Below are 24,439 nucleotides of genomic sequence, written 5' to 3' on the forward strand. Positions count from 1 at the left end.
CGAGCGCAGCCGTATCAGGCGGCGTCGGCTGCCTGTGCCGCGTGGGCCTGCGCGTAGGCGATGCCGGCCTCCAGCCGCGCCAGGCCGCGCGACAGCTCGCGCATGGTCGACGGCGACACCTCGGCCAGCACATCCTCCAGGAAAGCTGAGCGCAGCGGCATGGCTTGCGCCACCACCTGCTGGCCGGTCCGTGACAGCGTGACGTGCGTCACGCGGTTGTCGCGTTCCGAGGTGCTGCGCTCCACCCAGCCAAGTTCCTGCATGGCCTTGAGCTGCCGCGTCAGCGCGCCGGGGTCCATGCCGACCAGGTCAGCCAGCGCCTTCTGGCCGATCGCGCCCTCCTGGTGATGCAGCGCATGCAGGATGCGCCAGCGGGGCAGCGGCAGCCCCAGGCGCTGCTCGAACGCGGCCGCGTAGGCGCGGTAGGTGCGGCCGAACTGCTGCAGTACGGCCACGCTTTGTCGCTCCAGTTCCATCCGTTTTCCTCAGGTTACGTTGCAGGCCGGCGCGTCAGTCGGCGGCCATGGCGGGCGCCGGCGCCCGGGTCAGCTTGATCGACGGTACCCGGCGGGCGCACCACACGCCCAGCGCGGCGGCCACCGCAGCGACCACCAGGCCGAGGTGGATGGCACTGACCAGCGACACGCGCGCCTGCTCCAGCAGCAGGGCGCCATTGTGCCCGGCTTGCTCAAGCTGGCCGAGCAACGCGACTTGCGACGCCTTGTCGATCAGCACCTGCGGGTCCGCCATGCGCGCCGTCCACTGTCCGGCATTGGCGGCGGCCAGCGCATGTTCCACACCTCCGGTATAGCTGCGCGTGACCAGCGTGCCCACGATCGCGGTGCCAACCATGCCACCCACCATGCGCAGCGATTGCAGCATGGCCGTGGCAATGCCAAGGTGTTCGCGCCCTGCTGTCTGCTGCGCGAACACCGTCAGGTTCGGCATGATGAAGCCGAGCCCGAACCCGCCGATCAGCATGATCGTCAGCAAGACGCCGTGCGGCATACTGCGCGTGGCCTGCGACAGGCCTAGGCAGGACACCGCCAGCATGCCAAAGCCGGCATAGAGCATGGTATTCGGGCGGCGAATGCGCGTGACGATGCGGCCGTTAAGAATGCTGCCCACGGTAATGCAGACCACCAGCGGCGTGATCAGGATGCCAGCCTCCTTCGGCGAATAGCCAAAGCCGCCCTGGAACAGCAGCGGCGCATAGAGCAGCAGCGCGAACATGGTGAAGCCCGTGAACACCGCCAGCTGAAACAATGGCGCCAGCCCCGGGTTGCGGAACATCTCCACCGGCAGGATCGGGTTGGCACAACGCTGCTCCCACTGCCACAGCGCCACCAGTGCCACCGCCGCCAGCACCAGCAAGCCGCCGGTATAGGCGTCGATCCCGCGCGCCGGCAGCAGTTCAACGCTCAGCTGCACGCACCCCAGCCCGCCTGCGATCAGCAAGGCACCGAGCCAGTCCACGCGGATCGGCCCGCTATGTGCCTGCTGGCGCAGGTGCGGCAGGTAGCGCCACGCAAACCACAGCCCCAGCACGCCCACCGGCAAGTTGACATAGAACACCGCGCGCCAGCCGTACCACTCCGTCAGCAGCCCACCCAGCGACGGCCCCACCGCATTGGCAATGCCGAATGCCGCGCTCATCATCACCTGCCAGCGCAGCCGCACATGCGTATCCGGAAACAGGTCGGCAATGCAGGCAAAGGCGGTGCCGACCAGCATGCCGCCGCCAATCCCCTGCAGGGCGCGCGCCAGCACCAGGAACGGCATGCTCGGCGCCATGCCGCACAGCGCCGAGGCCACCGAGAAGACCACGATCGATGCCAGCACGAACGGCTTGCGCCCGTAATAGTCCCCCAGCCGCCCGAACACCGGCACGGTGATCACCGATGTCAGCAGGTAGGCCGTGGCAACCCAGGCGTAGTACTCGAAGCCTTGCAGCTCGGCCACCACGGTCGGCAGCGCCGTACCGACCACGGTCTGGTCCAGCGCCACCAGCATCACCACAAAGGCCACGCCAAGCATGGCCAGCAGGGACTCGCGAAACGGCAGCACCTGGCCGTTGACCTCGGACTTTTCTGGCTGTGGGGTCACTTTATTGCTCGATCAATCGTTGTGTTATCAAGCATTATAGGTGCAGTTCGGCCAGCTGCGTCATTGCCCTGTGATCGCGAGAAATAATGTCGCCCCCTCATTCGCAACCGCCAACAGGCATGGGCTTGCCGGAAACCCTTGTTTGCAAAGGCTTTCTGGGAAACCGCCAGATTTTGCACGAAAAGCACCATTGCCCCTCCTTGCAACTATCTGACAGATCAGCTATTGTCTCGTCAGCAAGCAAGGAAACTCGCCATGGACCACTACTCAAAGGAAGACTTCCAGATCACCCAGAGCATCGGCTTCTTCCTCAACCGCGCCCGCAACACGCTGCTGATGGAAATGGATGCGGCATTGAAGGACCTGGACATCACGGGCCAGCAGATGGGGATCCTGATGTCGCTCACGCATGGCGTCGCTACCACCCCCTTCGAGCTGAGCAAGTTGCTGGGCATCGACACCGGCCTGATGACCCGCATGCTGGACAAGTTGGAGGCCAAGGGCCTGCTGTCACGCAGCCGCAGTCTCGACGATCGCCGTGTGGTCAACCTGACGGTGACCCGAAAGGGCCAGGAAGTTGCCGAGCGCATCCCGGATGTGGCCCCCAAAGTACTCAATCAGCGGCTCAGGAACTTCAGCAAGGAAGAATTTGCCGAGTTCCGCCGGCTGCTTGCCAAATTTGCGGGCGCCTGAACGCCTCTTTTTTGCCCATTTGGTTGATTTGGTCAAAAGGTGCCAGGGCCTGTGCCCGCCTTTTTTTACCCATTTAACTGACAGATCAGACAATGCTCAGTCAAATTACTCTTCCGGAAGCGCTCCGCCTGGCCTGTCGCTTTGCCGGTCTCCTGCTGTCGGTGCTGGTAGCAGCATTCCTGAGCGCCTGTGCCAACTACGCCGGCATCCACAGCGACAAGCAAATCGCCGAACCTACCACCTACACCACCACGCAAAGCATCCCCGCCGAGCAGGGCCACTGGCCTTCGGCGGACTGGGCCGACCAGTTCGGCGACGCCCAGCTCAAGGCATTGATCACGGAAGCGCTGCAGGGGAGCCCGTCGTTGGAAAAGGCCCGTGCCCGCGTGGCCTCCGCGGTGGCGTTCAGCGAGGGCGCCAATGCCAACACGCTGCCGCAGGTGAGCGCAGGCTATTCGTTCAACCGCCAGCGCTACACGGGAAACGCGATGGTGCCGCCGCAGTTCGCCGGGACGTGGCAGTCGGAGAACAAGGCGTTCATCAACGCCTCGTATGACCTCGACCTGTGGGGCAAGAACCGCGAGGCGCTGAAGTCCGCGGTGTCTGGTGTACATGCCGGCGAAGCCGAGGCCGAACAGGTGAAGCTGACGCTGAGCAGCGCCATCGCGCGCGCCTACAACGAACTGGCCCGCCTCTACACGCTGCTCGACATCTCCAGCGACGAAGTCAGACAGCGCCGCGAAGTGCTGCGCGTGACCAACGGCCGGGTGACCATGGGCCTGGAGACCGAAGTCGAGAAACGCACCGCCGAGGCCAATCTCGCCGCCAGCGAAGTCGCCGTCGCCGCGCTGGAAGGCAGCATCCAGCGCACCCGCTACCAGCTCGGCGCGCTGCTCGGCCAGGGCCCGGACCGCGGCCTGGCGATCGCCCGCCCCAACCTCGGCGCCGGCGACGACGTCCGCCTGCCCGACAACCTGCCAGCCGACCTGGTCTCGCGCCGCCCCGACATCGTTGCCGCGCGCTGGCGCGTCGACGCCACCCTGCACGACATCAAGGTGGCCAAGGCCGAGTTCTACCCGGACATCAACCTGACGGCGATGATCGGCCTGGACGCCATCGGGTGGGGGCGCTTCCTGCGCGCCGCCAGCCGCACCGCCTCGGGCGGCGCCGCGATCCACCTGCCGATCTTCGACGGCGGTGCGCTGCGCGCCCAGCTCAAGGGCCGCTATGCAGAGTTCGACTTCGCGGTCGCCAACTACAACGAGACGCTGGTGAACGCCCTGACCGACGTGGCCACCCAGCTCTCTGACATCCGCGCCGTCGACGCGCAGATCGACAACGCCGTACGCAGCGACACGGCCGCGCAACGCGCCCTGACGCTGGCGCTGGCGCAGTACAAGGCCGGCCTGACCACGCAACTGACCGTACTGAACGCACAGACCAACGCGCTGCGCAGCAGCCAGGTGGTGGCCAACCTGCGCATGAACCGCCGCGACCGGCAGATTGCGCTGGCCGCCGCGCTGGGCGGCGGTTTTACCGATGCTTCCGAATCGACCACAAAGGCGGCCCTGGTCCGCTGATTCTCCTCTCGACGCAAGAAACTAAGTTTCAGTTAACGCCATGAACGATACGACCAAGACCACACCGGCCGACCCGCAAACCGCACCCGCCGCGGCCACCCCGACGTCCGCCAGGAACACCCGCAAGCGCCTGCTGGCCCTGCTCGGCCTGACCAGCGCGCTCGCCGCCGCCGGCTATGGCGCCTACTACTACACCGTGGCCCGCTTCCACGAGGACACCGACGATGCCTACGTCAACGGCAACCTCGTCCAGCTCACGCCGCAGGTCGCCGGCACGGTGATCGCGGTGAATGCCGATGATACGCAAATCGTGAAGGCCGGCGAGCCCGTGGTGACGCTCGACGCTGCCGATGCAACGGTGGCGCTGGCCAATGCGGAGGCCACCCTCGGCCAGACCGTGCGCCAGGTCAGCGCGCTCTATGTCAACAATGACGTGCTTGGTGCCACCGTCAAGCAACGCCAGGCTGACCTGGACCGCGCCCGGGACGACCTGCGCCGCCGCACCGGGGTGGCCGAATCCGGCGCCGTCGCAGCGGAAGACGTGGCGCATGCCCGTGACGCCGTCAAGACCGCCGAAGCCGCGCTCGAGACCGCCCGCCAGCAGCTTGCTGCCAACCATGCGCTGACCGACAAGACGAGCGTAGCCGACCACCCCAGCGTGCAGGCCGCATCCGCCAAGGTGCGCGACGCCTACCTGGCCAACGCCCGCAACACGCTGCCGGCCCCCGTGACCGGCTATGTGGCGCGGCGCTCGGTGCAGGTGGGCCAGCGAGTTGCCCCCGGCAACCCCCTGATGGCCATCGTGCCGCTCGACGGCGTGTGGGTCGATGCCAACTTCAAGGAAGTCCAGCTCAAACACATCCGCATCGGTCAGCCGGTCGAGCTCCACGCCGACCTGTATGGCAGCGGCGTGACCTATCACGGCAAGGTGATCGGCTTGTCGGCCGGCACCGGCAGCGCGTTCTCGGCCCTGCCGGCGCAGAATGCCACGGGCAACTGGATCAAGGTCGTGCAGCGCCTGCCGGTGCGCATCCAGCTCGATCCGGCGGAGCTGCGCAAGCATCCGCTGCAGATCGGCCTGTCGATGCAGGTCGACGTGGAAACGCGCATGGATTCCGGTTCGCCCTTGAGCCCGGGCGCGGAAGTACCGCAACGCACCGCCTATCGCACCGAAGTATTCCAGCGCTACGGCGAAGAGGCCGACCGCGAGATCACGCGGATCATCGCGCAGAACAGCAACGGCAAGTCAGCTGTGGGGCAATCATCGCCAGCTTCGCAAGTTGCGCAGCAGCCTCAGGCGATCAAGCGCACGGCGCAAGTTGCCGGCAGCGCCTCCGGCGCATGAGCGGCATCACGCCAATCGCCTTCCCGCGCCAATTTAACTGACCCATCAGAAAAAGCGGCCCAAAACCCCGGAGCGCATCTTGCAACCCCAAGCCCAGACCTCACTCGTGCCAGCCCCGCTCACCGGCGGCAAGCTCCTGTTGGGAAGCTTCGCCGTGGCCCTGGCCACCTTCATGAACGTGCTGGATTCATCGATCGCCAATGTGGCGATCCCGACGATCGCCGGCAACCTCGGTGTGTCGATCGATGAAGGCACCTGGGTGATCACGCTGTTCGCCGCGGCCAATGCTGTCGCGATCCCGCTGACCGGCTGGCTCACGCAGCGAATCGGACAGGTCCGCCTGTTCGTCGGCGCCATCCTGCTGTTCGTGCTGTCGTCCTGGCTATGCGGCGTGGCGCCGAACCTGACCACGCTGCTCGCCGCGCGCATCCTGCAGGGCGCCGTGGCCGGGCCGCTGATCCCGTTGTCGCAATCGATCCTGCTGTCGTCGTACCCCAAGGAAAAAAGCGCCACCGCTCTGGCGCTGTGGGCCATCACCGCCACCGTCGGCCCCATCGCCGGCCCGGCGCTGGGCGGCTGGCTGACCGACAGCTACGCGTGGTCGTGGATCTTCTACATCAACGTGCCAGTCGGCCTGTTCGCCGCTGCCGTGACCTGGGCGATCTACCGCGACCGAGAAACGCCGACGCGCAAGCTGTCGATCGACGTGGTGGGCCTGGCATCGCTGGTCACCTGGGTTGCGTCGCTGCAGATCATGCTCGACAAGGGCAAGGACCTGGACTGGTTCAGCTCGCCCGTCATCATCGGGCTGGGCATCGTCGCGCTGCTCAGCTTCATCTTCTTCGTGATCTGGGAGCTGACCGAACCGAATCCGATCATCGACCTGCGCCTGTTCAAGGGCCGCAACTTCCTGGCCGGCACCGTTGCCATCTCGGTCGCCTTTGCGGTGTTCTTCGCCAACCTGGTCGTGCTGCCGCAGTGGATGCAGCAGTACCTGGCCTACCCGGCCGTCAACGCCGGGCTGGTGACCGCGCCGCTGGGCATCTTCGCCGTGCTGATGGCCCCGGTGGTGGGCAAGATCCTGCCGAAGTCGGAGTTGCGCGTGCTCGCCACCCTCTCCTTCCTGGGATTCGCGGCGGTGTACTTCATGCGCTCGCACTACACCACGGGCGTGGATACCTACACGCTGGTGCTGCCTACCTTGCTGCAAGGCATTCCGACCGGACTCTTCTTCGTGCCGCTGACGGCCATCATCCTGTCCGGCCAGCCGCCCGAGAAGGTTCCCGCCGCCGCAGGCCTGTCAAACTTCGTCCGCGTGTTCTGCGGTGCGGTGGGTACGTCGCTCGCGACCACCGGCTGGAACAACCGCGCCATCCTGCACCACGCGCAGCTGGCGGAACAGGCCAGCGTGCACAACCCGCTGTACGCCAGGACAATCGAATCGCTGCAAGCGACGATGGGATTCACGCAGGGCCAGGCCGCCGCCTACTTCGAACGCGGTCTGAACACGCAGGCCATCATGCTGGGCCTGAACGACATCTTCTGGATCTCGGGCGTGATCTTCGTCGCCATCGTGCCGCTGATCTGGCTCACGAAGCCCGCCAGGGGCGGCTCCGCGGCCACTGCAGCGGCTGCGCACTGAGTGAACAGACGACGCACGTCCCGCAGTCATGACAGGACGCCTGACTAAAGCGATAACCTTGAGTGGTCAGAGGACAATACCGTGCTCGGCCGTTGGCGCGGGGATATCGCACTTCTCGCCAAGCATGTCCATGAGTTCGTTTTCGATCTTCCGGCAGATCTGTGCCATGGGCACATCATTGGCGTTTCCTTCGAACGGGTTCTCCGTGCTTTCGCCCACTTGCTCCAGCGCGAGATACATCCAGGAGATCATCGTGCTAAATGGAATGACCAGCCAGATCATGCTGCCATGCATGACGCCTGAAACGCTGGCATTGAGCTTTTCGAATTCCGTAAGAATGCCAAAAGGCAGTAGCAGACAAAAAGTACGGACAAAGAGCTTGTTGACGACCGCATATTGCCTGGGATACGGATAGTCCTTGATACGCTCCGCCCGTCCTTGCTGCGCGAACAAGCCTTTGATCGATCCTACCAACTCCAGATAGAAGGCATTGCCGATCTCGCCAGCGTCAAGGAGCCGCCTGATCGTCGCCGACTGCGTTCCCAGCAACCGGCTTGTCTTGCTCTCGGCGTGCGCAAGCGAGTCGAGTTCGGCCTGTGGCAGATACCGCGCAAGCGCCTCGTGCAATGGAGTCTCCCACTCTGGAACCCGGTAGTACTTCCGGTACTCCACGTTGGATGCCTTGCCCGCGCTTTCCCAGATCCTTGGGGTTCTCAGTTGATAGCGGAGCGCCGTCAGCCACGCGCAATGCCGGAGAATCAGATCCCGCCCGGCCGCCTGCCCTGCCAGAAAGTCCCGGCTCATCACACCCAGACACCGGCTGCCATTCAGGATCTCAGTCCAGATCTGCTGTGCCTCCAGGGCCCTGCTGTAGGTCTGCACGTTCCGGAAACCCACGATGAATGACGTGGCCGTGCCCAGCAGCACCACAACCGAGACCGGGACCGACAGCCATTTCAGCCCGAAGAACTGATAAAGGACTACGGGCAGCGAACCGCACGCTAGCGAGGCATAAAGTTGCCGTCTCGACCAGAACGAGAACTCGGTTATTGTGTACGATTTTCCCAGGTGCATGGTGCGCATCTCGCGGCGGTGGGGCAGGTCGCGGGTCCGAGGTCCGAACTGCGGCAGGCAGCACGGCCAACCGCCCTCACCACCGACCAGATCGCTGCCCGGGACCTGGTTTTGTCATGGTGATATTGCCAAGAAACCGACGTAGTATCAATTTCCGTCCCACAACCCTTCACACCACCCTGGAAAACAGCGGCACGGCAAGAGCAAGCGGTAGCGCCGCTCTTGCCGTGCCGGACAGTGCGCACCGGCATTGCCGGTGCCTGAATGGACGTCGACTACTTCACCGGCGTCAGGATCGGCGCGCCCTTGTTCTTGATCAGGAACACGACAAACTTTGCTGGCTGCGTCTTGCTGGCATTGCGTCCGACGGTGTGGATATCGTTGGGACCTTCGTGGAAGGTATCGCCCGCTTTGAGCGTTACCTCTTTTCCGCCCTTGAGGCCCATGACGATGCTGCCCTCGAGCACGTAGACGAAGGCGTGGGCGTCATGGCGATGCACGGGATCGGCGCTGCCCGGCGGATACTCCACGATGATCATCTCGGCTTCCTTCCCCGGATATTCGGGCAACGCTTCCTTGGCCAGGGGCGTGACACTCGCCTCCGGCGCGGCGGCGGCCGGCTGTGCAACCGTCAGGCACGACAGCACAAGTGCTGCCGCAACGGAAGTGACCGTCTTCATGGCATCACTCCAGGTTGGCCTTGTCGAGCCCGAACGCCTTGTCCGACGAACCAGGCACCATGCGGAAAGCCACGTTCAGGCGGTTCCAGGTATTGATTGCCCCCACTAGGAAGGTGAGGTCAGACAGTTCCTTCTCGCTGTACTGGGTGCGCACGCGCTCATAGATATCGTCGGGCACGCCTTCGGCGGGAAGCCTGGTCAGCACCTCGGTCCAGGCCAGCGCGGCGCGTTCGCGCGGCGAGAACAGCGTCGACTCGCGCCAGATCGCCACATGATGCAGGCGCAATTCGCGCTCGCCGTGGATCTTCGCCATCTTGATATGCATGTCGACGCAGAACGCGCAGCCATTGAGCTGCGATGCGCGAATCTCGACGAGCTCGCGAATGGGCTCTTCGATCGTGGTCTTCTGGAACAGCGCGCCGAACTCCATGAGCTTCTTGGACAGTTCCGGGGATTGCTGGAAGTAATTCGTACGTTGGGTCATGTTTGCTCCTGGTGATCTGCTCAATGTGGTACTGACGAAAGCGCTGCTACTTACGTGGGCATGCGCCCTGCGGACTATCGTTGCTGCGATTGACGCAGCCATTCCTCTAAGCCGATGCGCCCGAGGCGCGCCTCGCCCAACGGCACGAGCGAATGTTCCTCGACCCGGCCGCCGAAGTAGCGGGCCTCGGGGTCGCGCACGACTTCACGCGGGTCGCCAACCGCCTTGAGATAGCGGGCGACGATCTCGTTGAACGGGGCTCGTTCCGGGCCGGCGATCTCGACGATGCCGTTTCGCGGTGGCGCGAGCGCTACATCGGCAACGATTGCGGCAACGTCGTCCGCCGCAATCGGCTGGAACAGCCCAGGCGAAAGGTGGACGACATTTCCTTGCGCACTGGAATCGGCGATGCCGCCGATGAATTCCATGAACTGGGTCGAGCGGATGATGGTGTAGGGGATGCCGGAGGCCTCAATAAGTTTTTCTTGCGCGACCTTGGCACGGAAATAGCCGTTTTCGGGCGTCCGGTCGGTGCCGACGATGGACAGCGCGACATGGTGCTGAACGCCCGCTTTGGTCTCCGCCGCATGAAGGTTGCGGCCGGAGGTCTCGAAGAACTCCAGCACCGCCTTGTCTTCAAACGACGGGGAATTGGCAAGGTCGATCACCACCTGAGTGCCGGCGAGGGCCTCCTGGAGCCCCTCGCCAGTGATGCTGTTGACACCGCTCTTGGGCGAGGCGGCCACGACCTCGCGGCCGCCCTGGCGCAGAATGGCAACGGTCTTCGAGCCGATCAGGCCGGTCCCGCCAATGATGACAATCTTCATGATGCTTCTCCGTGCTGAGGAAGGTGGAACGATTCCATGTTAGGGAACGCGGCATCCCCGCGCCAGATCGACTCGGAGCGCTGGCTCGTGGGATAGTCACGGCGCGGGCTGCAATCGAGCAGCAGCAGGCTGAGGGGCTTCATTGCAACTCCATGCAGAAGTGGAGGCCCTTGGCGAGCAGGCCGGAACGGAAATAGAAGCGCTGGGCCAGCGCGTTCGCGAGTGCGGTATCCAGGACAAGTCGCTGGCAGCCTTCTGTGCGTCCAAGCTCGCAAAGCGCCCGCAGCAGACGCTCGCCGTGACCCTGCCCCCGGCCTTCGGCATCGGTGATCAGGTCATCGACGTACAGAAAGCGCCCGTGGATCAGGTTGTCAAGACGCCGATATCCGGCCAGCGCAACAGCTTTGCCATCGTCCCAGAGCGCGAGCAGCCGGTACCCTTGTCCGCTTTGCAGCATGAAGGTGTCGAGAAAGTCTTCCGGCATTTGCAGCTTGGGGCGCAGTTGCCGCATAACCGGGAAGCAGGCATGGATCTCGGCTTCCGTTTCCGCATGCCTGAGCGTCAGGTTCTTGGTCATGGTGCCGATGCGTGCTGGTTTGTGCAGGCTTCAATGTAGTTGAGCGATGACGCAGTCAACAGGCACATGTTTATCGTTTTCAACTAGGCCATCGACCATCGACATGGGACGGTATGACCTAAGAGTGGTTTGTCATGCGATCGACCAGGCGGCGAATGATGGGCGTAGCCGACACGACAACCGGCAGCATGGTCAGCCAGGAAACGCTCCAGGACCTTAGCCAGTGCTGAAAGAACTGGCCTTCTTCTGCAAATGGAAGGCTTGCGATGGCAGCAGCGATGGAGCAGGTCAAGCCGGCCTGGATAACGCCATAGGCGAAATAGCTGTAGCGCGAAGGAATCTTGGGCATGTGAGTCGCCTCTATGCATTCTTTGAACCAGACATTGATGCACCCTGCCATTGCCGCGCCAGGCGCTACGCGGCTGCTTCAATCTTTCCTGCCAACCGCTGCACGGTTTCGTTGGTATCCCACAGCGCGTTTGCGATGAGGCGGAAGTTGACCAGTGCCGCGTGATACCCATCCCCTTCGGGTAGCTACGGCGTCGCGCACGACAGCAACTTCGAAACCTTGCTCCAGCAGATCACGCAGATGGGATTCGACGCACGGATTGGCGGCCATGCCCGCAAGGATCACCTGGTCGACGCGCTGCTTGCGCAACTGTGAGACGATGGTGTCGCAGGAACTGGGCCTGCTCTATGACAAGGGCAACGGCCTGCAGGCGGGCGTGACGCTGTTCAACAACGACGTCAAGGACAAGATCACGCGCGTCGCCTGCCCGACCACGCAGTGCACCGACGGACCAAACCGGTTCGGCGCCGACCCGACTACCTACATGAACGTGGACCGCGCCTACTCGCGCGAGGTGGAAGCCAGCCTGCGCTGGCCGATCGCGCAAGCGTGGTCGCTGACCTGAAGCTATACCTATATCAAGTCAGAACAGAAGAGCGGCCAGTACCAGGGCCAGCCGCTGAACCAGTTGCCGATGCACCTGCTGGTGGCCACGCTGAACTGACGGCCGAGCGAGCGGGTCAACGCCTGGGCGCGCGTCAATTACCGCGGCAAGGAAAGCCAGCCGATCACGGGGCCGTCTTCCAGCACCGTGGTGGCGCCGTCATACACCTTTTTCGACCTGGGGGCGACCTATGCGGTCACCAGGAACGTGTCGGTGTTTGCTGGTATCTACAACCTCTTCGACAAGCAGGTGAACTACACCGATTATGGGTATGTCGAGGATGGGCGGCGGTACTGGATGAGTGTTTCAGTGAAGTTTTGAACGGGCCCCCTCAGCTCGCGACATCATCCGCCCGGCACGTTGCCGGCACCTCTCCATAGAGAGCCATCAACGCGCCCGCAATCGCATTGGTCCAACCAAAGCCATCCTGCAACGGATACTCGCCCCCACCCCCGCCCAAGGCCCGGGCTCCGATATTCCGGATGCGGTATTTCTCCACCAGCTTGCATTCATGGATGTAGAGACTGGCCACGGTCGCCAGCCAGCGCTGCGCGATCTCACGCGCCAGGTCGTCGTGACCATAGCGTGCCAGCCCGCGCACGGCCAGCCATTGCAGCGGCGCCCAGCCGTTGGGCTGGTCCCATTGCTGGCCAGAGGTGCATTCCGTGGTGGCCAGCCCGCCGTCGACCAGCAGCCGGTCCTTCACCGCCTGCGCCACGGCTTGCGCCTGCGGCGGCCGCGCAAGACCGAGATAGAGCGGCATCACCATTGCCGCGGTCAGGCACAGCCGCGGCGCGCCGCGGCACCAGTCGTAGTCGACAAAGGCGCCCGCTGGGTCGTCCCACATGTATTGCAGGATGGCTGCTTCGCGCCGCTGCGCTGCCGCGCGGTAAGCCTCTGCCGCGGCATCGCCGGTCTGCTCGCACAGCGCGGCGAGGCGCGTTTCCAGGTGCCAGAGCAGTGCGTTGAGGTCGACCGGCAACATTGCCGTGGTCCGGATGGTGGCAAGGTCCGCGGTCCGGCCGGGCGGCGTGGATGGCGAATCGAGCCAGCGTGAACTGAAGTCCCACCCCGATTCCGCCGCGGCGCGCAGGTCGCGGAACACCAGGTGATGCGGCCGGCCGCTGCGCATCGCGGTCTCCATGTCCTCCAGGAAGGCTTCCTCGCGCGGCCACGGGCGGTCGTCCCAGTAGCGGTTCAGCACCGCGCCGTCGGGCAGGCAGACCACCCGCCGGTGCGCGTGGCCGGGCCGCACGCAGTCGGCACCGTCCATCCAGAAGGCGTATTCGCGGCGCAACTGCGGCAGGAAGTCGATGGCGCTGGCCAACTGCTCGCGCTCGAGCAGGTCCACCATCAGCGCAAACACCGGCGGCTGCGAGCGGCTCAGGTAGTAGTTGCGCGTGCCGTTCGGCACCATGCCATACGTGTCGATCAGGTAGGCGAAGTTCCGCGCCATCTCCACCATCAGCTCGCCGCACCCGCTGCCGGCCAGGCCCTCCATGGTGAAGTAGGAATCCCAGTAATACAGCTCGCCGAAGCGCCCACCCGGCACCACGTAGCGGTGCGGCAGCGGCAGCAACGACGACAGCGGCGGATGGGCCACGGGCTCGCGCGTCAGCACCGGCCACAGGCCATCGATATGTTCGCGCAGGGTGCTGGCCGGGTCTGACACGTAGTGGCTCTCCGGCACGATGGCGCGGGTGAAATGCGCCTGCACGAAATCGGCCAGCGAGAAGCCCGGCGTGTCGCGCGTTTCGCGGTAGCGCGCCACGATCAGGTCCGGGTCGCAGTTGGGAATGCAGTCAGGGAAGGTCTTGCTGTCGGCAAACAGGCCGCTGTGCTGGACATCGACGAACAGTTCGCAGTAGCGCGCCGCGGGCGACAGCATGTCGGCGCAGGCGCAGCCGGGCAACGTGTGCGGCGGCGGGCAGTCCCGGTGCGTGACCAGCGCTGGCCGCGCCGCCGCATGGACCTTGCCGGGCGCCGCCACTGGCCCCGGCACCGCGCCGGCGCCGTCAGGGGTGGCCGGGGCCGAGCGCGGCACCGTGCTGCCGCCGGCAGCGGGGCCTGGCGACGGCGGGATGGCGGGTTCGGACCCGGACTTGCCTGTCGGCTGCATGGACGCCTCCTTGCACCGGGCGCTGCCGGCTCATGTGGATAGGAGCCGGGAAGTGCCGGGTAAGTTCGCGGCCGCCCCCCAAAAGCGGCCCATGTGCCACGCAGTTGTTTACACCTCCTTCTCGCCATGCTGCACCGGTATCGCCGGCGCGGGCTCCCGCACGCCCAGTTGCATGAAGATCCAGGCCGACGCGCACGTGATCAGCCCCATGCAGACAAAGGTGGCATGAAACGCTGGCAGCACCGCCGCGGTATCGCCGCCAAAGCGGTGCTGGAAGGTCGCCAGCAAGGCGCCCGCCGAGGTCACCGCCAGGCTCATCGACAGCATCTGCACCATCGACAACATGCTGTTGCCGCTGCTGGCGCCGGCCCCGCTCAGGTCCTTCAGCGTGACCGTGTTCATGGCCGTGAACTGGATCGAATTGACCATGCCGAACAGCGCCAGCAGCGGAACCAGCAGCCACAGCGGCAGCTGCGGCGTGATCAGCGCAAAGGCTGCCATCACCAGCCCTACCACGAAGGTATTGGCCACCAGCACGTGGCGGTAGCCGTAGCGCTGGATCAGGCGCGTGGCCAGGCGCTTGGAGGCCATGCCGGCCGCGGTGACGGGCAGCATCATCAGGCCCGCATTGAACGGCGAATAGCCCAGGCTGACCTGCAGCGTCAGCGGAATCAGGAACGGCATCGAGCCGTTGCCGATCCGTGCGAACAGGTTGCCCAGCAGCCCTACGCTGAAGCTATGGATGCGGAACAGCCGCAGCGGGAACAGCGGCTGCTTGCGCCGGTTGGCGTGCAGCCCGTAGGCGGTCAGCGCGGCCATGCTGGCGATCAGCAGCATCAGCACGGTGGCGTGCTGGAAGCCCAGCCCGGCCAGCCCGTCGAGCGAGAATGACAGCGCCAGCATGGCGATGGCCAGCAGCAGGTAGCCGGCGATGTCAAAGGACCCGATGCCTGTCAGCCGCGCGTTGGGCATATAGCGCACCGTGGCCAGTGCGCCCAGCAGGCCGACCGGCACGTTGATCAGGAAGATCCAGTGCCACGACAGCACCTGCGTCAGCCAGCCGCCCAGCGTCGGCCCGATCAGCGGGCCGATCATGCCGGGGATGGCGACGAAACTCAGCGCCTGCAGATACTGCTCGCGCGGGAAGGTGCGCAGCACCGAGAGCCGCCCCACCGGCAGCAGCATGGCCCCGCCCACGCCCTGCACCACGCGCGCGCCGATCAGGAAGTTCAGCGTCGGCGCGTCGGCGCACAGCAGCGAGCCCACCACGAACAGCCCGATGGCGGTCTGGAAGATGGTGCGGGTGCCGAAGCGGTCCGCCAGCCAGCCCGAGGCCGGGATGACCACCGCCATGGTCAGCGAGTAGGCAATCACCACCGACTGCATCCGCAACGGACTCTCGCCCAGGCTGTGCGCCATTGACGGCAGCGCGGTGTTGACGATGGTCGAGTCCAGCGTCTGCATGAAGAAGCCGACCGCCACCACCCACAGCATGATATTGGAATCTCGGTTATCAGTACGAAAACGGCTGGGAAACATGGGGTTTCAGTGTGGGTAGGTGGAAACGAATGTGCCCCAAACCGACGCTTTGGGGCACTGCGGAGCTAGTATATCCGTCGCAAAAACACACATATAGCGGTGCACCAGAATGGCTAATTTCGAGCAACGGGGGCACACGGTTCGTGCCCTGGTTCGCATGAAGGGACAGCGCATCAGCGCTACTTTCGACAGCGAGAAGGCCGCGCGGCAGCATCGACGTCACACTTATCAACGCGACCGCGAGCCTGGAAAGGCTCCACCCTGATTGCCGTTGTGCTGCTGCTTACAGGCTGCGGCACAACGCGGGCCCGGCAGTGCGATCGCTGCCGGAGATGGCAGCCGGACAGACCTTGCAGGACTATACGCTCGACGTGGTCACGTCGATCCTTGGCGCCGTGCTGTCCATCGCCGGCCGTGTCACGGCGTCGAAGACCATCATCCCGCCCAAGGGCTGAACGGCGTTGGCTGCGTACTAGCGCGCAAACCCGGCGCGCGCTTTGCGACTACCCACCGCCAGCGCGAGCATCAGTGCGTGACTTCGACACTCTTTCGCTTGAAACTTGGCGGAAACAGAATATGCCAATGCATCATTCAGTGATGTCGCCCATCTAATGAAGAAAAAGAGCCCCCGGGGACCGGGGGGTTCCCCGAGGGCCTTAAATGCGAGGCGAAACAGCAGCCCCGCACATTCCATGCTGAATGATGGTCGTTGAATCGGCATCCGCCAGAGTATCTAAACCATTGCGCCATTAAGTGTGTTTCAACGGCGAATAGGGCAATTACTTGCCTATTGAGACGTGATTACCGGGTGAACCTCGGCGGCGGCACGGCGCCGGGACGCTTGATCTTCATCCATTCGCGCGAGCGCTCCCCGTCCTGATACAGCGAGCCGGCGCGCTTCCTCACCACTCCCTCCACCCCGGTGAGAGCGCATGGCCGTACAGCCACGCGCCATCCTCGACGCTATCCGCGTACAGAAGCCCTGCACGCGGCTCGGCCAGAAGTCGACGGAGTGGACGCTCCAGCGGCTGCCGGCGCAAATCCTTTCCCTTGCCGACCCGCATGCCAAACACGCAGTAGGCCACAAGGTCCGCGCCCTTGTACCAGCCCCGGGCCCGCGCATGCCTGCTCACTGTCTCTCGCCGACCCGACGCAGCCATCCGACGCGCCTTGGCGGCGACCGCATTGTCGGCATAGCCTGTATTACGTGCAACGCAAAGGCAGACTTATTCGCCACTTCGACGAGTCTGGAGCCGCACGCTGAAATCGTACGACGCTTTGTCGTTTTTCCGCTTTGTCGTTTTTCTATTAATAAGAATTGAGAACCGCACCTGGCCATGCCTGTTGGGCAACCAGCCTCGGTGGGCCGGTATCAGCGCATGTTGCTGCCTAATGCGGCCGATGACAACCTTGTGGATCTGCAGCGCGGCAAAAAAATAAGTATAGGTCGACTGGGCAGCCATTGCGCCCAAAAATACAGCGCACAACTTCCCCTGAACCAAAAGAAATCTCCAGTTCGCCGCCTTGCTTTAACTATACTTTCGAGAACGTTATTACATACCAAAATGTAAATTCTGCAGCAATGCTGAAGCGCATATTTTTTAATACGAAGCGAGGAGGTAACCATCATAGCTTTAAGGATCTGCTGAATACTGCGGAGCGAAGAAAAAAGTAAACAGCAAGCCAATTTTTCTCATCCGGGGGCTCAATGGATTCTTGGAGAAAAAGATGAGGAATCTAGCTTTAGTTACATTGGCTGCGGTGCTGGTCGCTCCCGCAGCTTGGGCCGAAACCATTGCCGCCAATGGGCCCAGCGGAGCACATTATGCAAGCGGCTCTGCCGAGCCGGTATGCACCGTAAATTCCAGCCAGGATGTCAGCTGTACCGGGACCACCATCGGGGGGGTCGGCAAAACTAATGCGACAGCGATTCTGTCAGCGACTTACTCAGGCACCGTGCAGTGCACAAACCATGGCGGCCAGATCGTCGAGGTGAAGACGCAGTCCACGGACGCTACTTCGTCGGGAACCCTGAGACCTTCCAGGAACGGGCAGCTGGTAGTGCCGCCGCTCAGTACGACGGCGCCGACCACCCAGGAGTTACTAAACGCGGCCACCTGCCCCAACGGGAACTGGACCAAGCAGCTGATCGCGGGCCCAACCCTTGCGGGTTTCGTGTATACGGTCACCTTCGCGGGCTTCACCCAGCCTTATATCAGCATCGTGGGTCCTTGATTGACTTAGCACAGGCTTCGGCACATTCGGCTGATACGCGAGGGCGTCCTAAGCCATAGGGATGGGCGTGCCAGCATCCGCTGGCACGTCTGCAATCGGTGGCGGCTGGTACCAGCATTTCATGCGGTGCCACGCCCGCTTTTTCCTGAATCATCGGATGCTTGACCATGCAACAAGACGTTCACCTTAATTGCCACGGGTGGCATGCACCGCGCCATTTTTTGCATGCTCGGTGGATGCTGCTGTTCAGTCTGCTGCTTACCGGATGCGGCGGAGGGGATTCCGCCCCCGCATCAATGGCAGCCACGCAGCAAGCTTCGTCGGGACCGAGCCCATTGGCCGCGCAAAGCACGTCGCCAGGAGGGGCAAAATGGGCACCGTCGGCCGTGACGGACGAAGCTGCCGTGCCTTCGGTTGGGTCCGCCAGTATGGTGCAACTCAGCGCGCTACCGCAGCTGTCATCGCTGTCCGACCGTGAGAAGGCGGGGTTGCTCATGCTGCTGCCCTCCAAGTCGTCTTCGCAACGGCTGGCATTGATTAACATGTATCCCAGTCTGGTCAAGCTGCCGGCCCAGCAAAAGGAGCTGTTGCTGGACCAACTGGAAAAAATCGTCCCGGTCACGGTAAGTCAGCGTCAATGACCGCTTTCCGACAGAGGCTTCGCTGCCATGCTAGTCGAGGCGCTGACGCTGGTCCTGGCTGAAATAGGCAAGCCGGTACAGCCGCCACGGTGCCTGCGCACTGTCGCGGCAGTAGCCATAGCGGAAGGTGTCTTCCAGCGCGGGCAGGTCGTAGCGCAGGTCGGTGAACCAGACGCAGGCGACTGTTTCGCCCGGCGGCACGGATGGCGATGCCCGCATCGCCGTGATGGCGGACAAGGCCGGATAGACCGCGAATTGCCTGAAATCGGCAAAGTCCGGCCGCACCCAGAGCTGCCATGCCAGCGCCTGCTCAGCCGGCGCCTCCGGCAGCCGCGGCCGCTGTGTCCAGGCCATGCACGCGGGCGGCTCGTAGGCCCTGGCCATGGCCGGCAGGCGCCCCAGCACCTGCCATTGCGGCACCCAGGCCGGATGCCCGGCCAGGTTGACGTGGGCGACGCGGTAGTCTGTCTCCGCGCGGGCGATCAGTTTCCAGTTGAACGGAGAAAATGGCTGGGGCAGCGCGTCCACGCCCTGCGCCTGGATGCCGGCGGCGCGCAAGGATTCGTTGCCCAGTTCCAGCGCCCGTTGCCTGAGCACGGCCTGGGCGCCGACATAGGCGCACAGCAGCGCGATCCCCGCCAGGGCGGCCCGACTGCGCCACTGCAGCGCTAGGAACAGTGCCAGGACCAGGCCGGACACGACGATGCCGCTCAGCAACGGATCGACCAGGAAGCTGGTGCCAAGGCTGAAGCGCCGCTCGGAGCCGGGATAGAAGATGCGGGTGCCATAGACGGTGATCAGGTCCAGCGCGATATGGCTGGCCAGGCCGAGGCAACTGACCGCCAGCGCATCTCTCCACGCCTCGCGCCGGCGGGCCACCAGGCAGAACAGGCCAGCAAGGAGCGCGCCCCAGGCGGGGAGCAGCAGCAGCGAATGGGTCGGCCCCTGGTGCCACTGCGCCAGGAAGCGCAGCGGATGGACCAGGAAGCCCAGAAAATCAATATCCGGAAAGGCACCGGCGGCAGCGCCCAGCAGCAGGCGCTCGCGCGTGCTGAGTCGCCGGCCGGGGGCCTCGGCCATGGGGATGGCAAGCGCGGCCTGCGCTCCCATCAAGGCATGCGTGATCGTATCCATCCCGACCGGCCCCCCTTGTCGCCAGGGTGGCGCCAGGCCAGGCGCTCGGCGCAGCGCAGTTGCCGTTCGAGCCAGGCTTGCGTGCGCCCGGTATCCGGCGAACGGTCGCGCAGCCAGTAGCCGAAGGTGGAGAGGAAGATGCCGGTCAGCACGACCTCCCCCACTTCGCGGCGCCAGCCGGATTCGGGCAGGCGGGCCGATTCCCGCAGCCACTGCACGGTGCGGCTGATATGCAGCAGGCCCTGTACCTGCAGATGCACGTGCTCTGGCTGCAGCTTGTAGCGCAGCATCTGGGCGGTGAGTTGCCGGTGCGGGGCCAGCGCCTCGAGCCAGGCGAGGATGGCCTGCTCCAGGCGCTCGCGGTGCGATAGGGCAGCCCAGCCTTCACGCGTGGCAGCGCGCACGAGCGCAAGGTCGGCACGTTCGAACCAGGCCTCGGCCAGGTCGTCCTTCTGCAGGTAATGTCGATGAATCTGGTCCAGGCCGATGCCCATGTCATCGGCGACGTCATGCAGGTGCAGGGCGTCCCAACCGCTGCGCTCGCCGAGCATCAGGGCGACCTCCAGTATCCGGCCGGCCAGGGCTGCATCGTCGTTCATGACGTTGCCATCCTCGGGAATGCGCATCAGCGCTCTACCTTCCAGCATAGAGAGGCAGCCCGCGTGCGAGCGCGAATTTCTTTGCCATGTGCACGATGCTGCCGGATCGGCGTGCAGTCGGGGGCTTGCCGGCCTGTACCCGGTTCGGCACCTGCCTCGACAATTTCCGCACGCGGGCTATCTTTAGGGTGTCAGTCCAGGCGCCATCCGGAACGGCCGCCGTGCCAGCCAGAATTCGGCGGCGGCCGCGGCGTTGCGTGGACAGAGGCCGTACGCGCATGAAAGCGGATTCTCCCCCGAGGCAGAACTACGAGGATGCCCTGCTCGGCATCGTGCGGGAGATGTCTTCGGCCATGCGCCCGCCGGCAGAGTCTGAAGTGACGGTCGCGCTGGACAGCACGCTCGAAGGCGAACTGGGCTTTGACAGCCTGACGCGCGCCGAGCTGCTGACCCGCCTTGAACACCGCTTCGGCGTCAGCCTGCCAGAGCAGGTGCTGGCCCAGGCCGACACCCCGCGCGCGCTGCTGCGTGCCTTGCTCGCCGCCCAGGACCTCCCGCCTGGCGCAAGCGGCGCGCACCTGCGCCAGGCCCGCCCTGCCCCGGCGGCGCAGGCGCCCGAGGGCGCCGCCACCTTGCCGGACGTGCTGCGCTGGCACTTGCGCAGCCACCCGGAGCGCACCCACATCATCCTGCAGGACGGCGACGGCGCAGACACGCAGATCAGCTTTGCGCAGCTGCACCGCCGCGCCGCGGCCATCGCCGCCGGACTGGTCGCCCGCGGCGTGAGCGCGGGCACGGCCGTGGCCATCATGCTGCCCACCAGCCCCGAGTACTTCTACAGCTTCTGCGGCGTGCTGCTGGCGGGCGGGATTCCGGTACCGCTCTACCCGCCGGCGCGGCTGGCGCAGATCGGCGACCACCTGCAGCGCCACGCCGGCATCCTGGCCAACGCGCAGGCGCCGATCCTGATCACGGTGGCCCAGGCGCGGCCGCTGGCGGCCCTGCTCAAGGCCAGCACGGGAACGCTGCATAGCGTGCTCACGCCGCAGGAACTGGAGGACGGCGGCGGCGCCCCGGTCCATCCGATGCTGCGCACGCACGACATCGCCCTGCTGCAATACACCTCGGGCAGCACCGGCTCGCCCAAGGGGGTCGTGCTCAGCCATGCCAACCTGCTGGCCAACCTGCGCGCCATGGGCAAGACCCTTGCCGTCGGCTCGCAGGACGTCTTTGTCAGCTGGCTGCCGCTCTATCACGACATGGGCCTGATCGGCGCCTGGCTGGGCAGCCTGTACTACGCCTACCCGCTGGTGGTGATGTCACCGCTTGCCTTCCTGGCGCGGCCCGAGCGCTGGCTCTGGGCGATCCACAAGTACCGCGGCACGCTCTCGGGCGGGCCCAACTTTGCCTTCGAGCTGTGCCTGCGCAAGCTGGCCAATGCCGACCTGGCCGGCCTGGACCTTTCCAGCTGGCGCTTCGTCTTCAATGGCGCGGAGCCGGTGAGCCTGCAGACCATGCGCGCCTTCATGGAGCGCTTTGCCCGCTACGGCCTGCACCCGCAGGCCGCCGCGCCTGTGTACGGGCTGGCCGAGGCCTCGCTGGGCCTGACCTTTCCGCCGCTGGGCCGCGGGCTGGCCGCCGACCGCATCGACCGCGCCGAGTTCACGCGCACTGCCGTGGCCGTGCCCGCCGGCGAACGCGAGCCCAATGGTGAGCGCAAGACCCTGGAATTCCCGTCCTGCGGCCGGCCTCTGTCCGGCCACGAAGTCCGCATCGTCGACGCCACCGGATGCGAACTGGGTGAGCGGCATGAGGGCCTGCTGCAGTTCCGCGGCCCTTCGGCCACCAGCGGCTATTTCCGCAATCCCGTGCAGACCCGCCAGCTGTTCGACCGCGGCTGGCTGAACACCGGCGACTATGCCTATATCGCCGCCGATGAGGTCTATATCACCGGGCGCGCCAAGGAAACCATCGTGCGCGGCGGCCGCAATATCTATCCCTATGAACTGGAGCAGGCGGTCGGCGCCATCCCCGGCATACGCAAGGGCTGCGTGGCCGTGTTCGGCAGTCCCGATCCGGAGAGCGGCACCGAACGCATCGTGGTGATGGCGGAAACCGCCGAGAAGGATGTGCAGGCGCGCCGCGCGCTGCACCGGCAGGCGCTGAAGACCGCCCTCGACGTGCTGGGCATGCCGCCCGACCATATCGCGCTGGTGCCGCCGCACAGCATCCTGAAGACATCGAGCGGCAAGATCCGGCGCGCCGCCTGCCGCGAGCGCTTCGAGCACGGACGGCCCGGCCGTGGCGTGGAGGCGCCCTGGCTGCAGATCGCGCGCTTTGGCTGGCGCGCGCTGCGGCCGGAGCTGCGGCGCGGCCGGCAGACCGCCGCGGGCCTGTCCTACGCCCTCTATGCCTGGCTCCTGTTCGCCGCGCTGGCGCCGGCAACCTGGCTGGCATCAGTTGCACTGCACCGGCCGGCACTGGGCTGGGCGCTCAGCCACCACGCTGCCCGGCTGTTTCTCAGGCTGGGCGCGGTGCCATGGTTCGTGCAAGGGCTTGAGCACCTGCCGCGCGACCGGCCCTGCATCCTGGTCTCGAACCACGCCAGCTACCTGGATGGCATCGTGCTGGTGGCGGCGCTGCCCGCGCCGGTATGCATGGTCGCCAAGCGCGAGCTGCAGGGCCAGCGCATTCCCGGCACCTACCTGGCCAGCATCGGCGCCGATTTCATCGACCGCTTCGATAACGTGCGCGAACACGAGGACGTGGAGCGCGTAGTGGCGGCGGTGCGCGCCGGGCATTCGGCGCTGTTCTTCCCCGAAGGCACCTTCGGGCGCGCCCCGGGGCTTCAGGCCTTCCGCTCCGGCGCGTTCCTGGCGGCCGCGCGGGCCGGCGCGCCGGTGGTGCCGGTCGCCATCCGCGGCACCCGCTCGGTGCTGCGCGACGGCCAGTGGCTGCCGCGCCGGGGGCCGATCGGCGTGGTATTCGGCAGCCCGCTCTGGCCGGACGGCGCAGACTGGCCGGCCGCCATGCGCCTGCGCAACACCGCCCGCGCCGAGATCCTGCATTACTGCGGCGAGCCGGACGCCCGGCGCACGACGCACCGGGATGGAAGGCGGGCCTAGTGCCCCGCGCCGCGAGGAACTTGCCATGACATCTGCCGACGGCGCAGGACACTAGCGGCATGGATACCTTTGCCACCGCCCCGATGTGGGCCGGCTTCCTGGTCCTGGTGCTGGGGACGCTGGTCGTGGACATCTTCGTCCTTGGCGGCCGGCGCGCGCACCGTGTTTCGACACGTGAAGCGCTGGGCTGGACCCTGACCTGGTCGACCCTGGCCCTGCTCTTCGGCATCGCCCTCTGGTGGCTGCTGGCCGGGAGCACCGGACGCGAGACCGCGGACCGCAAGGTGCTGGAGTTCTATACCGGCTACCTGATCGAGCTGTCGCTGTCGGTCGACAATATGTTCGTGTTCGCGATGATCTTCGGCTATTTCGCGGTGCCGCCGGAGTTGCAGCGCAGGGTGCTGCTGTTCGGCGTGGTCGGCGCCATCGTGATGCGCGCCGCCATGATCCTGGCCGGCGTGTGGCTGATCAGCGAATTCTCGTGGATCCTCTATGTGTTCGGCGTGTTCCTGCTGTTCACCGGCATCAAGATGCTGTTCGTCTCCAGGCGTGCCCCCGATCTCTCGCGCAATCCCATCGTTCGCTTCTTGTGCGCGCATATGCGGGTCACCGCGGACTATCACGGCGAGCGCTTCTTCGTGCGCATGGACGGCCTGCGCCATGCGACCCCGATGTTCCTGGTGGTGCTGCTGGTCGAGGCGACCGACCTGGTGTTTGCCGTCGACAGCATTCCGGCCATCTTCGCCGTCACCACCGACCCCTTCATCGTCTTCACCTCCAACATCTTCGCCATCATGGGGCTGCGGGCGCTGTACTTCCTGCTGGCCAACCTGGCGCAGCATTTCCAACACCTGAAGTACGGCCTGGCCATCGTGCTGGCCTTTATCGGCGCCAAGATGCTGGCCGAGCCGTGGTTCCATGTGCCGGTGCACTGGTCTCTCGGCGCCGTCGCCATGACGTTGCTGGTGTCGGTCCTGGTCAGCCAGGCCAGGGCCCGGCGCACACTTGCACACGCCGGCGACGAGCTGGGTAGCCACTGCGCGTCGCGCGAGCGCAGGGCGGGAAACAGGCGCACATAAGGAGCAA

21 protein-coding genes and 2 pseudogenes are annotated in these 24,439 nt (G+C 65.2%); 10 read left to right on the forward strand and 13 right to left on the reverse strand.

What is annotated here, in order from left to right:
- Positions 1-14 precede the first annotated feature (14 nt).
- A complete protein-coding gene (locus AC3WL8_RS20275; protein ID WP_013953664.1) occupies positions 15-476 on the reverse strand; it encodes a MarR family winged helix-turn-helix transcriptional regulator in 462 nt (153 codons plus the stop codon).
- A gap of 34 nt (positions 477-510) precedes the next feature.
- The gene (locus AC3WL8_RS20280) at positions 511-2,037 is read right to left on the reverse strand and encodes an MFS transporter (RefSeq protein ID WP_153953379.1); all 1,527 of its coding nucleotides are present in this window, start codon (positions 2,035-2,037) and stop codon (positions 511-513) included.
- 324 nt (positions 2,038-2,361) lie between these two features.
- Between AC3WL8_RS20280 and AC3WL8_RS20285 the strand changes: the two genes are divergently transcribed.
- The 4 genes from AC3WL8_RS20285 (at position 2,362) to AC3WL8_RS20300 (ending at position 7,366) form a co-directional block, all read left to right on the forward strand.
- Positions 2,362-2,799, forward strand: coding sequence for a MarR family winged helix-turn-helix transcriptional regulator (locus tag AC3WL8_RS20285; RefSeq protein ID WP_211982037.1), 438 nt, complete (start codon positions 2,362-2,364; stop codon positions 2,797-2,799).
- Between the two features lie 92 nt (positions 2,800-2,891).
- Positions 2,892-4,379: an efflux transporter outer membrane subunit gene (locus AC3WL8_RS20290; RefSeq protein ID WP_211982039.1), complete on the forward strand. Its 1,488-nt coding sequence runs from the start codon at positions 2,892-2,894 to the stop codon at positions 4,377-4,379.
- Positions 4,380-4,419: 40 nt separating this feature from the next.
- Positions 4,420-5,724, forward strand: coding sequence for an HlyD family secretion protein (locus tag AC3WL8_RS20295; protein ID WP_211982041.1), 1,305 nt, complete (start codon positions 4,420-4,422; stop codon positions 5,722-5,724).
- A gap of 79 nt (positions 5,725-5,803) precedes the next feature.
- On the forward strand, positions 5,804-7,366 hold the full coding sequence (locus tag AC3WL8_RS20300; RefSeq protein WP_013953669.1) for a DHA2 family efflux MFS transporter permease subunit: 1,563 nt from the start codon (positions 5,804-5,806) through the stop codon (positions 7,364-7,366).
- 66 nt (positions 7,367-7,432) lie between these two features.
- Here AC3WL8_RS20300 and AC3WL8_RS20305 read toward each other — a convergent pair whose 3' ends face one another.
- From AC3WL8_RS20305 to AC3WL8_RS20335, 7 genes and pseudogenes are all read right to left on the reverse strand, one after another.
- Positions 7,433-8,440 (reverse strand): bestrophin family protein, encoded by a 1,008-nt coding sequence (locus AC3WL8_RS20305; protein WP_492378683.1) that lies wholly within the window; start codon positions 8,438-8,440, stop codon positions 7,433-7,435.
- 275 nt (positions 8,441-8,715) lie between these two features.
- Entirely contained in the window at positions 8,716-9,120 is a 405-nt protein-coding gene (locus AC3WL8_RS20310; protein ID WP_013953671.1) for a cupin domain-containing protein, read from the reverse strand.
- 4 nt (positions 9,121-9,124) lie between these two features.
- On the reverse strand, positions 9,125-9,604 hold the full coding sequence (locus AC3WL8_RS20315; RefSeq protein ID WP_013953672.1) for a carboxymuconolactone decarboxylase family protein: 480 nt from the start codon (positions 9,602-9,604) through the stop codon (positions 9,125-9,127).
- 74 nt (positions 9,605-9,678) lie between these two features.
- Positions 9,679-10,431, reverse strand: coding sequence for an SDR family oxidoreductase (locus AC3WL8_RS20320; protein WP_492378684.1), 753 nt, complete (start codon positions 10,429-10,431; stop codon positions 9,679-9,681).
- Between the two features lie 139 nt (positions 10,432-10,570).
- Positions 10,571-11,008, reverse strand: coding sequence for a GNAT family N-acetyltransferase (locus tag AC3WL8_RS20325; RefSeq protein WP_153953338.1), 438 nt, complete (start codon positions 11,006-11,008; stop codon positions 10,571-10,573).
- A gap of 118 nt (positions 11,009-11,126) precedes the next feature.
- Complete coding sequence (locus AC3WL8_RS20330; RefSeq protein WP_211982045.1) at positions 11,127-11,357, reverse strand: DUF2798 domain-containing protein; 231 nt, start codon at positions 11,355-11,357, stop codon at positions 11,127-11,129.
- Positions 11,358-11,422: 65 nt separating this feature from the next.
- A pseudogene (locus AC3WL8_RS20335) lies at positions 11,423-11,669 on the reverse strand (isochorismatase family protein); the annotation flags it as partial.
- Between the two features lies 1 nt (position 11,670).
- On the opposite strand from AC3WL8_RS20335, the pseudogene AC3WL8_RS20340 reads away from it, so the two are divergent.
- A pseudogene (locus AC3WL8_RS20340) lies at positions 11,671-12,282 on the forward strand (TonB-dependent receptor domain-containing protein); the annotation flags it as partial.
- A gap of 10 nt (positions 12,283-12,292) precedes the next feature.
- On the opposite strand, the gene treF reads toward AC3WL8_RS20340, so the two are convergent.
- Positions 12,293-14,080 carry an alpha,alpha-trehalase TreF gene (treF, locus tag AC3WL8_RS20345; protein WP_211982047.1) on the reverse strand — a complete coding sequence of 596 codons (1,788 nt, stop codon included), beginning with the start codon at positions 14,078-14,080 and terminating at the stop codon, positions 12,293-12,295.
- Between the two features lie 108 nt (positions 14,081-14,188).
- Positions 14,189-15,619, reverse strand: a complete 1,431-nt coding sequence (gene mdtD, locus AC3WL8_RS20350) for a multidrug transporter subunit MdtD (protein ID WP_211982049.1) — start codon at positions 15,617-15,619, stop codon at positions 14,189-14,191.
- Between the two features lie 332 nt (positions 15,620-15,951).
- Between mdtD and AC3WL8_RS20355 the strand changes: the two genes are divergently transcribed.
- The 3 genes from AC3WL8_RS20355 (at position 15,952) to AC3WL8_RS20365 (ending at position 18,495) form a co-directional block, all read left to right on the forward strand.
- Entirely contained in the window at positions 15,952-16,074 is a 123-nt protein-coding gene (locus tag AC3WL8_RS20355; RefSeq protein WP_256449323.1) for a hypothetical protein, read from the forward strand.
- Between the two features lie 1,273 nt (positions 16,075-17,347).
- Positions 17,348-17,854, forward strand: coding sequence for a hypothetical protein (locus AC3WL8_RS20360; RefSeq protein ID WP_211982051.1), 507 nt, complete (start codon positions 17,348-17,350; stop codon positions 17,852-17,854).
- 167 nt (positions 17,855-18,021) lie between these two features.
- On the forward strand, positions 18,022-18,495 hold the full coding sequence (locus tag AC3WL8_RS20365) for an FAM174 family membrane protein (RefSeq protein WP_249221317.1): 474 nt from the start codon (positions 18,022-18,024) through the stop codon (positions 18,493-18,495).
- A 30-nt stretch (positions 18,496-18,525) separates the two neighbouring features.
- Here the strand turns inward: AC3WL8_RS20365 and AC3WL8_RS20370 are convergent, their stop codons facing one another.
- Positions 18,526-19,629, reverse strand: a complete 1,104-nt coding sequence (locus tag AC3WL8_RS20370) for a metal-dependent hydrolase (RefSeq protein ID WP_492378685.1) — start codon at positions 19,627-19,629, stop codon at positions 18,526-18,528.
- Positions 19,605-20,228 carry a hypothetical protein gene (locus AC3WL8_RS20375; RefSeq protein ID WP_041228937.1) on the reverse strand — a complete coding sequence of 208 codons (624 nt, stop codon included), beginning with the start codon at positions 20,226-20,228 and terminating at the stop codon, positions 19,605-19,607. The genes AC3WL8_RS20370 and AC3WL8_RS20375 overlap by 25 nt, the downstream gene beginning before the upstream one ends.
- Positions 20,229-20,506: 278 nt before the next feature.
- Here AC3WL8_RS20375 and AC3WL8_RS20380 point away from each other — a divergent pair, with 278 nt between their 5' ends.
- Both AC3WL8_RS20380 and AC3WL8_RS20385 read left to right on the forward strand, forming a co-directional pair.
- Positions 20,507-23,353, forward strand: coding sequence for an AMP-binding protein (locus AC3WL8_RS20380; RefSeq protein WP_013953684.1), 2,847 nt, complete (start codon positions 20,507-20,509; stop codon positions 23,351-23,353).
- Positions 23,354-23,412: 59 nt separating this feature from the next.
- Positions 23,413-24,432 carry a TerC family protein gene (locus AC3WL8_RS20385; RefSeq protein ID WP_211982057.1) on the forward strand — a complete coding sequence of 340 codons (1,020 nt, stop codon included), beginning with the start codon at positions 23,413-23,415 and terminating at the stop codon, positions 24,430-24,432.
- Positions 24,433-24,439: the final 7 nt, after the last annotated feature.

This window comes from Cupriavidus sp. FW305-F7 (assembly GCF_058782875.1).

Excerpts from the sequence above, each read along its gene's own strand:
- AC3WL8_RS20285 (WP_211982037.1), top strand. The coding sequence starts at position 2,362 with ATGGACCACTACTCAAAGGAAGACTTCCAGATCACCCAGAGCATCGGC.
- AC3WL8_RS20320 (WP_492378684.1), bottom strand. The coding sequence starts at position 10,431 with ATGAAGATTGTCATCATTGGCGGGACCGGCCTGATCGGCTCGAAGACC.
- AC3WL8_RS20305 (WP_492378683.1), bottom strand. The coding sequence starts at position 8,440 with ATGCACCTGGGAAAATCGTACACAATAACCGAGTTCTCGTTCTGGTCG.
- AC3WL8_RS20315 (WP_013953672.1), bottom strand. The coding sequence starts at position 9,604 with ATGACCCAACGTACGAATTACTTCCAGCAATCCCCGGAACTGTCCAAG.
- AC3WL8_RS20355 (WP_256449323.1), top strand. The coding sequence starts at position 15,952 with ATGGCAGCCGGACAGACCTTGCAGGACTATACGCTCGACGTGGTCACG.
- AC3WL8_RS20325 (WP_153953338.1), bottom strand. The coding sequence starts at position 11,008 with ATGACCAAGAACCTGACGCTCAGGCATGCGGAAACGGAAGCCGAGATC.
- AC3WL8_RS20365 (WP_249221317.1), top strand. The coding sequence starts at position 18,022 with ATGCAACAAGACGTTCACCTTAATTGCCACGGGTGGCATGCACCGCGC.
- AC3WL8_RS20370 (WP_492378685.1), bottom strand. The coding sequence starts at position 19,629 with ATGGATACGATCACGCATGCCTTGATGGGAGCGCAGGCCGCGCTTGCC.
- AC3WL8_RS20385 (WP_211982057.1), top strand. The coding sequence starts at position 23,413 with ATGGATACCTTTGCCACCGCCCCGATGTGGGCCGGCTTCCTGGTCCTG.
- AC3WL8_RS20290 (WP_211982039.1), top strand. The coding sequence starts at position 2,892 with ATGCTCAGTCAAATTACTCTTCCGGAAGCGCTCCGCCTGGCCTGTCGC.
- AC3WL8_RS20330 (WP_211982045.1), bottom strand. The coding sequence starts at position 11,357 with ATGCCCAAGATTCCTTCGCGCTACAGCTATTTCGCCTATGGCGTTATC.
- AC3WL8_RS20380 (WP_013953684.1), top strand. The coding sequence starts at position 20,507 with ATGAAAGCGGATTCTCCCCCGAGGCAGAACTACGAGGATGCCCTGCTC.
- treF (WP_211982047.1), bottom strand. The coding sequence starts at position 14,080 with ATGCAGCCGACAGGCAAGTCCGGGTCCGAACCCGCCATCCCGCCGTCG.
- AC3WL8_RS20360 (WP_211982051.1), top strand. The coding sequence starts at position 17,348 with ATGAGGAATCTAGCTTTAGTTACATTGGCTGCGGTGCTGGTCGCTCCC.
- mdtD (WP_211982049.1), bottom strand. The coding sequence starts at position 15,619 with ATGTTTCCCAGCCGTTTTCGTACTGATAACCGAGATTCCAATATCATG.
- AC3WL8_RS20275 (WP_013953664.1), bottom strand. The coding sequence starts at position 476 with ATGGAACTGGAGCGACAAAGCGTGGCCGTACTGCAGCAGTTCGGCCGC.
- AC3WL8_RS20295 (WP_211982041.1), top strand. The coding sequence starts at position 4,420 with ATGAACGATACGACCAAGACCACACCGGCCGACCCGCAAACCGCACCC.
- AC3WL8_RS20310 (WP_013953671.1), bottom strand. The coding sequence starts at position 9,120 with ATGAAGACGGTCACTTCCGTTGCGGCAGCACTTGTGCTGTCGTGCCTG.
- AC3WL8_RS20375 (WP_041228937.1), bottom strand. The coding sequence starts at position 20,228 with ATGAACGACGATGCAGCCCTGGCCGGCCGGATACTGGAGGTCGCCCTG.
- AC3WL8_RS20280 (WP_153953379.1), bottom strand. The coding sequence starts at position 2,037 with ATGCTTGGCGTGGCCTTTGTGGTGATGCTGGTGGCGCTGGACCAGACC.